The 12,283-nt window shown below is 69.2% G+C and carries 7 protein-coding genes and 2 pseudogenes; 6 read left to right on the top strand and 3 right to left on the bottom strand.

Annotated features, from left to right (window positions below):
* Positions 1-200 (bottom strand): annotated as a pseudogene (locus ACE3QW_RS25085) (hypothetical protein); the annotation flags it as partial.
* Positions 201-764: 564 nt separating this feature from the next.
* Here ACE3QW_RS25085 and ACE3QW_RS25080 point away from each other — a divergent pair.
* From ACE3QW_RS25080 to ACE3QW_RS25055, 6 genes are all read left to right on the top strand, one after another.
* Positions 765-1,826, top strand: coding sequence for an HAD family hydrolase (locus ACE3QW_RS25080; protein ID WP_374254816.1), 1,062 nt, complete (start codon positions 765-767; stop codon positions 1,824-1,826).
* A gap of 352 nt (positions 1,827-2,178) precedes the next feature.
* Complete coding sequence (locus tag ACE3QW_RS25075; RefSeq protein WP_197022978.1) at positions 2,179-3,171, top strand: phosphate acetyltransferase; 993 nt, start codon at positions 2,179-2,181, stop codon at positions 3,169-3,171.
* Between the two features lie 2 nt (positions 3,172-3,173).
* Positions 3,174-4,379 (top strand): acetate/propionate family kinase, encoded by a 1,206-nt coding sequence (locus ACE3QW_RS25070; RefSeq protein WP_374254814.1) that lies wholly within the window; start codon positions 3,174-3,176, stop codon positions 4,377-4,379.
* A gap of 10 nt (positions 4,380-4,389) precedes the next feature.
* Positions 4,390-6,693 (top strand): DUF3141 domain-containing protein, encoded by a 2,304-nt coding sequence (locus ACE3QW_RS25065; protein ID WP_374254812.1) that lies wholly within the window; start codon positions 4,390-4,392, stop codon positions 6,691-6,693.
* Between the two features lie 227 nt (positions 6,694-6,920).
* The gene (locus ACE3QW_RS25060; RefSeq protein ID WP_374254810.1) at positions 6,921-8,063 is read left to right on the top strand and encodes an efflux RND transporter periplasmic adaptor subunit; all 1,143 of its coding nucleotides are present in this window, start codon (positions 6,921-6,923) and stop codon (positions 8,061-8,063) included.
* 3 nt (positions 8,064-8,066) lie between these two features.
* Positions 8,067-11,228: an efflux RND transporter permease subunit gene (locus tag ACE3QW_RS25055; protein ID WP_374254808.1), complete on the top strand. Its 3,162-nt coding sequence runs from the start codon at positions 8,067-8,069 to the stop codon at positions 11,226-11,228.
* A 39-nt stretch (positions 11,229-11,267) separates the two neighbouring features.
* Here the strand turns inward: ACE3QW_RS25055 and ACE3QW_RS25050 are convergent, their stop codons facing one another.
* Positions 11,268-11,969, bottom strand: a complete 702-nt coding sequence (locus ACE3QW_RS25050; RefSeq protein WP_029557223.1) for an ABC transporter ATP-binding protein — start codon at positions 11,967-11,969, stop codon at positions 11,268-11,270.
* Positions 11,956-12,283, bottom strand: a pseudogene (gene livG, locus ACE3QW_RS25045) (high-affinity branched-chain amino acid ABC transporter ATP-binding protein LivG); the annotation flags it as partial. The pseudogene livG and the gene ACE3QW_RS25050, both read right to left, overlap by 14 nt.

Raw genomic sequence — 12,283 nt, 5'->3', positions numbered from 1 at the left:
CTCGCCGCGCGGGGCGGCAGCGGGGTCGCCGGCTGGGCCGGCGCGGGCTGGGCGGCGGGCGTCTGCGGCCGGGCCTGCTGGGCGAAGGCGGGCGCGAGGGCCAAAACGGGCGATAGGGTCACGCCGGCCGTCAGTGCGACGGCAAGACCAAGGCGCGCGCCCATAGGACGGAAGCTGAGGAGACGACGGCGAAGGTCCATGGACCGCTCCCTCGGTGCGCAGCACCGTTGCGGGAGGCGAGGCGTGCGACGCGGCGGGATGGCTCCACAGAGCGGCCCCTGCCCGCAGATCGTTCGACCGGCCCCCTCACGAGAAATGACCGACCGGTGCCCGTCATTCCCATTCCGGAACGACGTGGCCCGACCCCGCACCGCCATCTATGCGCAAGGAGGGCCGCTCGCCAAGAGGGACGTTTGCGGAACGTCAGTTATTCGCTGTGCGGATGTTCCCCGGACCAGCGACGGCGAACGCCGGAGCGCAGATCCGGGGTCCAGCGCAGATCGGTGTGAACATCCCTATCGAGCGTCATGCCCGGCCTTGTGCCGGGTATCCACGTGGAGTGGCCGGGAATACATCTCTGGACAGGGACTCGATCGGCCCGACGTGGATGGCCGGGACGAGCCCGGCCATGACAGCCTGTGAAGGGGGAGCCATGGCGGGAGAGGAGGTCCATGCGGCGGCCACCGCTTGAAGCCGTCGCGCAGGCGTCGCAGAATCGGGCAACATGCGGGGCGCAGCGTTCGGTGCGCGAGGGGGCTTGATCCATGGTGTCGTTGAGATTTTCCGCCGGCCTGCGGCCGTTCGCGCGTGCCGCTGTCCTCGCCGCCGGTCTTCTCTGCGCCGGCCTCGCGCACCCCGCCTTCGCGCAGGCGGTCGATCCCCTCCCCTCCTGGAATGCGGGGGCGACCAAGACCGGCATCCTCGATTTCGTGAAGGCCACCACAACCCCCGGCGGGCCGGATTTCGTGCCCCCCGCCGACCGCATCGCCACCTTCGACCAGGACGGCACGCTCTGGGTGGAGCAGCCGGTCTATACCGAGGTCGCCTTCGCCGCCGCCCGCGTGCGCGCGATGGCGCAGGCCAATCCGGCGCTGAAGACCGAGGAGCCGTTTCGCACGGCCATTTCCGGCGACGAGAAGGCCAGTGAAGAGGCCCTGGGCAAGCTCTCCTCCGGCGATTTCATGAAAATCATCATGCTCACGCTGGAATCCCTCACGGTGGAGGAGCTGCGCGCCGCGGCGCAGGACTGGATGGCCACCGCCCGCAATCCGGTGCTCAACCGCCCGCACACCGAGCTCACCTACCAGCCCATGCAGGAGGTGCTGCAGCTGCTGCGGGCCAACGGCTTCCGCACCTATATCGTCACCGGCGGCGGGCAGGATTTCGTGCGCGCCTTTTCCGAGAAGCTCTATGGCATCCCGCCCGAGCAGGTGGTGGGCACGCCGGACGCGGTACGCTTCGGCTACGACGCCGCGGGCCGCCCGGTGCTGCGGCTGGAGCCGGCCGTTCTGTTCGAGGACGTGAACGGCGGCAAGCCGGAGGGCATCCACCTCATCATCGGCAAGCGCCCCATTGCCGCCTTCGGCAATTCCACCGGCGACCGGCAGATGCTGGAATATACCAAGGCCGGCAAGGGCCTGCGCTTCGCGGCCCTGGTGCTGCACGACGACGGGAAGCGCGAATTCGCCTATGGCCCGGCGCAGGGCCTGCCATACTCCGAGGTCGGCACCTTCACGCAGAAGCTCTATGACGAGGCGAAGGCGCGCGGCTGGTACGTCATCTCCATGAAGGACGACTGGAAGAAGGTGTTCGCCTTCGAGCCGTAAGGGTCCTTCGCGGCCCCGTTGCGTCCTCCTCCATTTTGGGGATGCGGCGCCCGGAGCTTCCCTGGACGATGGCGACGCGCTCAACCGAGACCTCCCGGAAAGCGCCGGCCGGGCCGCCGCTTCCCCGCAGGCGCCCGGCCGGATTTTTATCCGGATACCGCCGAGCGCCCATTCGGCACCTCCCTGATGGCGACTTTTCCCGCTGCGCCGGACAGACACGCGACTGTCACCGCCGTCCGCTTGATTTGCATCATGGAAGGCAGGACGCTGCCGGCCGACAGGTTGGGGCGAGCATCCGTCCGGAGGCCCTGCCCCCTGGCCGGCCCGGACGGCGGCACGAGGGAGAGCGCACATGACCGCTCATTTGGCCGCAGCGGCGGCCCAGGACGCCCAGCACAATCGACATGCCAAGTATGATCGCCTGATCTCGGCGGCCCAGGCGCTGCCGAAGCTCAAGGTGGCGGTGGCCCACCCCTGCGACGACGTTTCGCTCCGCGCCGCGCTGGAGGCGGCGGACCTCGGGCTCATCGAGCCCATCCTCGTCGGCCCCCCGGCCAAGATCGCGGCGGCGGCCGCCGCCGGCCAGCTCGACATTTCCGGCGTGCGGCAGGTGGCCGCGGCGCACAGCCACGAGGCGGCGGAGAAGGCGGTGGCGCTGGTGCGCTGCGGCGAGGCCGACGCCTTGATGAAGGGCAGCCTTCACACCGACGAGCTGATGAGCGCCGTGGTCGCCCGCGACACCGGCCTGCGCACCGCGCGACGCATCAGCCATTGCTTCGTCATGGACGTGCCGAGCCATCCGGACGCGCTCATCATCACGGATGCTGCCATCAACATCGCCCCCTCGCTGGAGGACAAGGCGCACATCGTGCAGAACGCCATCGAACTGGCGCAGGCGCTGTCCTTCCCCGAGGTGCGGGTGGCCATCCTCTCGGCCATGGAGACGGTGAACCCCGCCGTGCCCTCCACCATCGAGGCGGCGGCCCTGTGCAAGATGGCCGATCGCGGCCAGATCACCGGCGCCATCGTCGACGGGCCGCTGGCGCTGGACAATGCCATCGACCTCGGCTCGGCCGCCATCAAGCACATCTCCTCGCCCGTGGCGGGGCGGGCCAACGTGCTTGTCGTGCCGGACCTCGAAGCCGGCAACATGCTGGCGAAGAGCCTGTCCTTCCTCGCCGGCGCCGATGCGGCTGGCATCGTCGTGGGCGCGCGGGTGCCCATCATCCTCACCAGCCGGGCGGATTCCGCGCCGACGCGCCTCGCCTCCTGCGCGGTGGCGGCGCTGCTCGCCGCCGCCCAGCAGGCCACGGCCCGCGCGGCGGCCAAGGCGCTGGAGGTCTGACCATGGCGCGCGTGCATCTTGTCCTCAATGCCGGCTCCTCCAGCCTCAAGTTCCAGGTGTTCCTGGACGACGGCGCGGACGTGCCCAACCGCATCTATCGCGGCCTGTTCGAGGGGCTGGGCACCGATCCGCACTTCAAGGTGAAGGACCACGACGGCGCCACCGTCGGCGACCAGCGCTGGGACGGCCACGCGGCCTTCGGCTTCGAGGAGGCGCTGGCCTATCTCTCCGACTGGCTCGGCGCCCACCGGGGCGGGCACCAGCTCGCCGCCGTTGGCCATCGCGTGGTGCATGGCGGCCCGCATTATACCCATGCGGTGGAGCTGACCCCCGCCATCATCAACGAGCTGGATACCCTCTCCCCGCTCGCGCCTCTGCACCAGCCGAAGAGCCTTGAGCCCATCCGCATCATCGCCCGCCGCGTGCCGGGCCTGCCGCAGGTGGCGGCGTTCGACACCGCCTTCCACCGCACCCAGCCGGAACTGGCGCAGATGTTCGCCATTCCCCAGTCGATGACCGACGCGGGCGTGAAGCGCTACGGCTTCCATGGCCTCTCCTACGCCTATCTCGCCACCCAGTTCCCCAAGGTGGACCCGCGCCTCGCCAAGGGGCGAGTGGTGGCGGCGCATCTCGGCAACGGGGCGAGCCTGTGCGCCTATGACGCCGCGCGCTCCATCGCCACCACCATGGGCTTCTCGGCCCTCGACGGGCTGGTGATGGGCACGCGCAGCGGCACCATCGATCCCGGCGTGGTCTTCTATCTCCAGCGCGAGATGGGCATGAGCGCGGAGGAAGCGGAGCTTTTCCTCTACACCAAGTGCGGCCTCGTCGGCGTCTCCGGCCTCTCCAACGACATGCGCGTGCTGCGCGAGCGCTGCGAGACGGATGCGGGGGCGCGGCGGGCCATCGACCTGTTCGTCTACCGCATCAACCGCGAGTTCGGCTCGCTGGTGGCGGCGCTGCGGGGCATCGATGCCCTCGTCTTCACCGCCGGCATAGGCGAGAACGATGCCGAGACCCGCGCCGAGGTGCTCCGCGCCGTCGCCTGGGCCGGCTTCGAGCTGGACCCGGAAGCGAACCGCGCCGGCGCCACCCGCATCACCAAGGGCACCGGCCCGCAGGCCTATGTGATCCCCACCGACGAGGAATGGACCATCGTCCGCGAGATGCGGCAGGTCCTCTCCCACACCCAGGTTCCTTCGGCCTGAGGAGGCCTCCATGCATCCGCTCGACATGATGAACGTCTACGGCCGGGTGGCGGAGATCTACCGCCTGCGCATCGGCGAGGCGGTCTCGGCCTATGGCGCGGCCATGCGGGAAGCCGCCTCCGCCTTCGCCGGGGCGGGCCGCCCGCAGACGCCGGCGCAGGCGTGGCGCGACAGCGTCTCCTACGCCTTCGACGCCGCCCAGCGCTCGCTGATCTTCTGGGACACCATGCGCCAGCGCGGCAACAACTGGATCGCGCATGAAAAGGCCGGCAAGCCGCCGCTGCTCGCCTTCGATTACGAGATGGTGGCCGACGCCCGCACCTTCGCGCGGCCCTGCAACTATGCCCTCGTGCGCATCCTGCCGCCGGACGGCGTGACGCTTGATCCCGAGCAGCGCGCCTTCCTCATCATCGATCCGCGCGCCGGGCACGGGCCGGGCATCGGCGGCTTCAAGAAGGATTCCGAGGTCGGCTTCGCCCTGAAGGCGGGACACGCCGTCTACATGGTCATCTTCTTCCCCGAGCCGGTGCCGGGGCAGACGCTGGCGGACGTGTCGCTGGCGGAATCCGAATTCGTGCGCATCGTGCGCGATCGCCACCCCACCCGCGAGCGGCCGGTGGTGATGGGCAATTGCCAGGGCGGCTGGGCCGCCATGCTGGTGGCGGCGCTGGACCCGGACAATGTGGGCCCCATCGTGGTCAACGGCGCGCCCATGTCCTACTGGGCCGGCAACGATGCCGAGAACCCCATGCGCTATGCCGGCGGCGTGCTGGGCGGGGCGTGGACCGCCTCGCTGGCCTCGGACCTCGGCGGCGGCGTCTTCGACGGCGCCTATCTCGTGGACAATTTCGAGTATCTGAACCCGGCCAACACCTATTTCACCAAATACTATTCGCTCTATTCCAAGATCGACACCGAGCCCGCGCGCTTCCTGGAATTCGAGCGCTGGTGGGGCGGCTACTTCCTGATGAACCGGGAAGAGATCAAGTGGATCGTGGAAAACCTGTTCGTCGGCAACAGGCTGGCCGCCGGCAAGGCGGAATGGGCGCCGGGCAAGACCTTCGATCTCAAGGCCGTGCGCTCGCCCATCATCGTCTTCGCCTCGCTGGGCGACAACATCACCCCGCCCCAGCAGGCCATCAACTGGGTGGCGGACCTCTACCCCACCACCCAGGCGCTGAAGGATGCGGGGCAGGTCATCGTCGGCCTCATGCACGAGAGCGTGGGCCATCTCGGCATCTTCGTCTCCGGCGCCATCGCCCGGCGCGAGCATGCGCAGATCGTGGACCTGCTCGATTATGTGGAGGCGCTGCCCCCCGGCCTCTACGGCATGACCATCGAGGAGGACCGCTCCGGCCCCGAGGTGAAGTATGACGTGACCCTCACCGAGCGCCGGGTGGAGGATCTCGCGGTTCTTCAGAAGTACGACCGCAACGACGAGATCCCGTTCGAGGTGGTGGCCAACGTCTCGCAGACCAATTCACGGCTGTACGAGACCTTCGTCCATCCGGCGCTCGCCGCCGTGGTGACGCCGGAGATGGGGCGCGTCACGCGGGCGGTGCATCCGCTGCGCGCGGTGCGCTGGGGCCTGTCCGATCTCAACCCGTGGCTCAAGGCCATGGCGCCGCTCGCCGATTTCGCCCGCAGCCAGCGCACGCCGCGCGACGAAAAGGGCGTGCATGTGGCCGGCGAGCATTTCGCCGCCACCGCCATCACCGCCGGCCTGGACCTCTACCGCCGCCTGCGCGATGCGACGGTGGAGACCGAATTCTTCCGCCTCTACGGCACCTTCGCCATGCTGGACCCGGACCTCACCGCGCCGGCCACCGCCGCCGCTCTGGTGGAGCAGCCGCCGGCGGAAGTGGCGGCCGCGCTCGCCGCCATCCGCGAGGGCGGCTTCACCGATGCGGGCGTGCGCGTGGCGCTCATCGGCTTCAAGCGGGGCGGCAACGAGCGCCGGCTTTCCACCCTGAAGCAGATCCGCGAGCTGGTGGGCTACGAGCTGGGGCTCCTGGCCATGCCCTCCGATGTGGCGCAGGCCATCATCCGCCGCCAGTCCATCATCGTGGACCGCAACGAGGCGGAGGCCATCGCCACCCTGCCCGCGCTGCTGAAGACGCCCCAGGAGCGCTCGCGCCTGCTGGCCCTGCTCGACCGGCTTCTGTCCAACATGGACATCGCCCCCGAAGCCGCCTCGGTGGTCGACGAGGTGCGCCGGGTGCTGGCGGCGGCCGATGCAGCGCCGGGCGTGGCCCCGGCCGTGCCGCAGGGGTCGGGCGCGCAGGTGGTGCCCTTCCCGCTCAGCGTGGCCTGAAGCTTCGGCACAGCGGGCGGCCGGCTGGCGCCAAAAGGCAATTGGCCCGCCGCGCCGCCTGTGCCAAGCGCTGGGGTGAGACGGGTACGTTGCCGGCCCCGACCGCGGTGCTAGTGTGCGTGCAAGCGTGGCGCTGCCGGGTCGCGGAACGGCGGTGCGGAACAAGTTGCGGAGGTCGGGGCGGCGCCGCCATGCGGCATCGCCCGGCCGATCAGGGGGGAAAAGCCATGGGCATCGTCGCTCGTCGGAAGCCGGCGCGTTGGGAAACCGTTCGTCCGGCCGTGTGGGCTGCCGCCCTGCTATTGGGTGCCTTGCCGATCGGCGCGCGCCCTGCCCTCGCCCAGCAAGGTCCGATCCCCGTGGGGGTGGTGGCCGCCGAGCTGAAGCCTATCGCCGATGCCATGGAATTCGTCGGCCGCGTGGAGGCCCCCGAGCGGGTGGACATCCGCGCCCGCGTCAAGGCCATGCTGGAGGCCGTGCTCTTCAAGGACGGCGAGAGCGTGAAGGAGGGCCAGCCCCTCTACCGCATCGAGAAGGCGCCCTTCGAGGCCGACGTGCAGCAGGCACAGGGTGACGTGGAGCGGGCGAAGGCCGCCCTCGCCCTCGCCAAGATCCAGCGCGAGCGCGCTGAGGAACTGCTCACCAAGAATGCCGGCACGGTGGTGGCCCGCGACCAGGCGATCGCCAACGAGGACAGCTCCAAGGGCGCGCTGCTCACCGCCGAGGCGGCACTGAATACCGCCAAGATCAATCTCGGCTATACCGACATCGTCTCCCCCATCACCGGCCGCATCGGCCGCACCGCTTTCACCCGCGGCCACATCATCGGCCCGGACAGCGGGCCGCTCGCCACCGTGGTGAGCCAGAACCCCATGTATGTCACCTTCCCCGTCAGCCAGCGCGACTATCAGGAAGCGCAGAAGGAGGAGGGCAAGGCCGACCTCTCCAATGTGGAAGTCCGCATCAAGTTTCCCGATGGCAGCTTCTATGGCGAGGTGGGGCGCATCAACTTCATCGACGTGTCGGTGAGCCGCACCACGGACACCATCGTCATGCGCGCCGACGTGCCCAACCCCAAGGGCCAGCTGACGGACGGCCAGCTCGTGCGGGTGGAGCTGAAGTCCGGCAAGCCGGAGGAGCGCATCGTCATCCCGCAGGCGGCGCTCATCGCCGATCAGGCCGGCGTCTACGTCTTCGTGGTGGAGGACGGCAAGGCGGTGGTGCGGCGGGTGAAGCCGGGCGGCAACGTGGGCGCCGGCATCGTGGTGGAGGGGATCAAGGCCGGCGAGCCTGTGGTGGTCGAAGGCTTCGAGGCGCTCAGGCCCGGCGCCGCCGTGCGCGCGACCCCCGTCGTCGGCGTGAAGGGCTGAGCCATGCTCTCCTCCGTCTTCGTCGACCGCCCGCGGCTCGCCATCGTCATCGCCATCGTCACGGTGATCGCGGGCCTGCTCTCGCTCTTCGCGATCCCCGTATCGCAATATCCCGACATCATCCCGCCGCAGGTGTCGGTGACCACCTTCTATCCCGGTGCCTCCGCCGAGGTGGTGGATTCCACCGTCGCCCAGCCCATCGAGGCGCAGGTGGTGGGCGTGGACAAGCTCATCTACATGAAGAGCGTCTCCGGCGATGACGGGTCCTACACCCTCACCGGCTCGTTCGAGCTGGGCACCGACCCGGATATCAACACCGTCAACATGAACAACAGGGTGCAGGTCGCGCTCTCCAAGCTGCCGGAGGACGTGAAGCGCCAGGGCGTGACGGTGAAGAAGAAGTCGTCCGCGCTGCTCGGCGTGCTGGCGATCTATTCGCCCAAGAAGACCTGGGACCCGCTCTATATCTCCAATTACGTCACCATCAACATCCTCGACGAATTGAAGTCCATCCCCGGCGTGGGCGACGCGGGCCTGTGGGGGCCGCAGGACTATGCCATGCGCGCCTGGGTGAAGACCGACCGCCTCACCGGCCTCGGCCTCACCGCCGAGGACGTGGTGAACGCCATCCGCTCGCAGAATATCCAGGCCGCCGTGGGCCGGCTCGGCGCCCGCCCGGTGGCGAACGACCAGCAATTGCAGCTGAACCTGCGCACCAAGGGCCGCCTCTCCAGCGTCGCGGAGTTCGAGAACATCGTCCTGCGCACCAATGCGGACGGCTCGGTGCTGCGCCTCGGCGACGTGGCGCGCCTCGAGATGGGGGCCTCCAACCTCGACCGCGAGACCTTGTTCAACGGCGGCCCCTCGGCGGTGCTGGCGCTCTACCAGTCGCCCGGCGCCAACGCCATCACCACCATCAACGCCATCCGCGCCCGCATGGACGAGCTGGCGAAGGCCTTCCCCGAGGATCTCGCCTGGAAGGTCACCTACGACCCCACCGTCTTCGTCACCGACACCATCCACGAGGTGCAGAAGACCCTCATCGAGGCGTTCATCCTCGTGGTGCTGGTGGTCTATCTCTTCCTCGGCTCGTTCCGCGCCACCCTCATCCCGACGCTCGCGGTGCCGGTGAGCCTCATCGGCACCTTCATCGTGCTGAACGCCATCGGCTATTCCGCCAACACCGTGTCGCTGCTCGCCATCGTGCTGGCCATCGGCATCGTGGTGGATGACGCCATCGTGGTGGTGGAGAACGTCGAGCGCGTGATGGAGGAGCATCCCGAGCTTTCCCCCGCCGACGCCACCAAGAGGGCCATGGCGGAGATCACCGCCCCCATCATCGCCATCACCCTGGTGCTGCTCTCCGTGTTCGTGCCGGTGGCCTTCATCCCCGGCATCTCCGGCGAACTGTTCCGCCAGTTCGCCATCACGGTGGCGGTGGCCATGTTCCTCTCGGCCATCAACGCGCTCACCCTCTCGCCGGCCCTGTGCGGCATCCTGCTGAAGCCCTCCCACGGGCCGAAGAAGGGGCCCATCGGCTATGTCATGCGCGGCATCGACAAGGTGCGCGATGCCTATGGAGCGGTGGTGGCGCGCCTCGTGCGCTTCTCGCTCATCGGCCTCGTCTGCGTGTTCGTCGCCTCGGGCGGCATCTTCGCGCTGTCGAAGCTCACGCCCACGGGCTTCCTGCCGGAGGACGACCAGGGCGCCTTCTTCGTCGTCGTGCAGCTCCCCGGCGGCGCCTCGGTGGGGCGCACCACCGAGGTGATCCGCAAGGCCGAGGCGATCCTGAAGGAAGAGCACACGGTGGAGGACTACACCTCCGTCATCGGCCTCAACTTCATCGACAACTACTCCCAGCCCAACGCCGCCTTCATCGTCGTCACCATGAAGCCGTTCGAGGAGCGCAAGGGCAAGGACGAGAGCGCCAACGCGGTGCTGGCGCGCCTCGGCGAGAAGATGCGCATGATCCCCGGCGGAACGGTGGTGCCGCTCGGCCCGCCACCCATCGTCGGCCTCGGCACCGGCGGCGGCTTCTCCTTCGTGCTGCAGGACCTGCGCGCGGGCGACCCCAAGGTGCTGGCGCAGGTGCTGCGCGGGCTCTTGATCGCCGCCAATCAGGACCCGCAGCTTACCCGCGTGTTCTCCACCTATTCCGCCACCAACCCCTCGCTCCAGCTCGACATCGACCGCGACAAGGCGCAGGTGCTGGGCGTGCCGCTCGACAGCGTGTTCACCGCGCTCCAGACCTCGCTGGGCGGCCTCTACGTGAACGACATGAACCTCTACGGCCGCACCTGGCAGGTGCAGGTGCAGGCGGAGGGCGAGGACAGGAAGGACGTGGAGGACATCTACCGCATCCATGTCCGCAACAACAAAGGCGAGATGATTCCGCTCAGGTCCATCGTCGAGGTGCGGGTGGAGGTCGGCCCGCCGGCGCTCATCCGCTACAACAACAAGCGCGCGGTGACGGTGCAGGGTTCGCCCGCCCCCGGCGTCTCCTCCGGACAGGCGCTGGCTGCCATGGACGCGGTGGCGGCCAAGACCCTGCCGCAGGGCTTCTCCGGCGCGTGGACCGACACCTCGTTCCAGGAGAAAAGGGCGGAGGGCAAGACGGGCATCATCCTCGCCTTCGCCGTGCTGTTCGCCTTCCTGTTCCTGGTGGCGCTCTATGAAAGCTGGTCCATCCCGGTGCCGGTGCTGCTCTCCGTCACGGTGGGCATGCTCGGGGCGTTCGCGGCCATCGTCATCGGCCAGCTGACGCTCGACCTCTACGGGCAGATCGGCATGATCGTGCTGATCGGCCTCGCGGCGAAGAACGGCATCCTCATCGTCGAATTCGCCAAGGAGCGGCGCGAGCATGGCGAGGACCTGCTCCAGGCCGCCACCGAGGGCTCGCGTCTGCGGTTCCGGCCGGTGATGATGACGTCGCTGGCCTTCATCCTCGGCCTCTACCCGCTGGTGGTCGCCACCGGCGCGGCGCAGATGGCGCGGCAGAATGTGGGCACGCCGGTGTTCGGCGGCATGATCGCCGCCTCCTTCCTCGGCATCTTTGTCATCCCGCCGCTCTACGTGCTGTTCCAGGGCATCCGCGAAAAGCTGCGCCCCGGCGCCCGGCCCAAGGTGGCGGCGCCGCCGGCACCGGAAGCCGGCAGCGGCCACTGAGACGCTGAAAGGCCGGTCGCCCCTCCCGGGGCGGCCGCCTCAGATGCCCAGATACGCCTCGCGCACGCGCGGGTCGGCGATCAGCTCCGCCGCCGGGCCGACCATGGTGACCCGGCCGGTCTCCATCACATAGCCCCGGTCCGCCACGGACAGCGCTCCGAAGGCGTTCTGCTCCACCAGCAGCACGGTCACGTCGAGCGCCTTCAAGCCCTTCACCACCTCGAAGATCTGCGCCACGAGGATGGGCGCGAGGCCCATGGAGGGCTCGTCCAGCAGCAGGCAGGCGGGGCGGCCCATGAGGGCGCGGGCGATGGCCAGCATCTGCTGCTGCCCGCCGGAGAGGCCGCCGGCGAGCTGGTTGCGCTTCTCCTTGAGGATGGGAAACATGGCGAAGGCATCCGCCATGTCGCGCTCCACGCGGTCGTCGGCGAAGACGAAGGCGCCGAGGCGCAGGTTTTCCTCCACGCTGAGATTGGTGAAGATCTGCCGCCCCTCCGGCGATTGCGCCAGCCCCCGCGCCACCCGGCGATAGGCGGGCACGGCGGTGAGCGCCTCGCCGCGAAAGGTGATGGTGCCGCCCGACACCGGCTGAACGCCGGAAAGGCAGCGCAAGAGCGTCGTCTTGCCCGCGCCGTTCGCCCCCACCACCGTGACGATCTCTCCGGAGCCGACGAACAGATCCACCCCGTGCAGCACCTCGATGCGCCCGTAGCGCGAGCGCAGGCCCTCAACCGTGAGCATGGAGCGCCTCCGTCGTGCCTGCGCCGAGATAGGCCTCGATCACCCTGGGGTCGCGGCTGACCACGGCCGGATCGCCCTCGGCGATCTTCTCGCCATGGTCCAGCACCACGATGGTGTCGGAGAGGCGCATCACCCGCTTCATGTCGTGCTCCACGAGGAGGATGGCGACGCCGGTCTTGGCCACCTCGCAGATGAGGCGGTCGATTTCCTCCGTCTCCACCGCGTTGCAGCCCGCCGCCGGCTCGTCGAGCAGCAGCACGCGGGGCCGGGCGGCCAGCGCGCGGGCGATCTCGAGGCGCTTCAGCGCGCCGTAG

Source organism: Xanthobacter sp., from assembly GCF_041911315.1.
Taxonomy (GTDB): domain Bacteria; phylum Pseudomonadota; class Alphaproteobacteria; order Rhizobiales; family Xanthobacteraceae; genus Xanthobacter; species Xanthobacter aminoxidans.
The sequence above is the reverse complement of the archived record's forward strand: the minus strand, read 5'-3'. Positions and strand labels throughout refer to the sequence as shown.

Excerpts from the sequence above, each read along its gene's own strand:
- ACE3QW_RS25080 (WP_374254816.1), top strand. The coding sequence starts at position 765 with ATGGTGTCGTTGAGATTTTCCGCCGGCCTGCGGCCGTTCGCGCGTGCC.
- ACE3QW_RS25075 (WP_197022978.1), top strand. The coding sequence starts at position 2,179 with ATGACCGCTCATTTGGCCGCAGCGGCGGCCCAGGACGCCCAGCACAAT.
- ACE3QW_RS25070 (WP_374254814.1), top strand. The coding sequence starts at position 3,174 with ATGGCGCGCGTGCATCTTGTCCTCAATGCCGGCTCCTCCAGCCTCAAG.
- ACE3QW_RS25065 (WP_374254812.1), top strand. The coding sequence starts at position 4,390 with ATGCATCCGCTCGACATGATGAACGTCTACGGCCGGGTGGCGGAGATC.
- ACE3QW_RS25060 (WP_374254810.1), top strand. The coding sequence starts at position 6,921 with ATGGGCATCGTCGCTCGTCGGAAGCCGGCGCGTTGGGAAACCGTTCGT.
- ACE3QW_RS25055 (WP_374254808.1), top strand. The coding sequence starts at position 8,067 with ATGCTCTCCTCCGTCTTCGTCGACCGCCCGCGGCTCGCCATCGTCATC.
- ACE3QW_RS25050 (WP_029557223.1), bottom strand. The coding sequence starts at position 11,969 with ATGCTCACGGTTGAGGGCCTGCGCTCGCGCTACGGGCGCATCGAGGTG.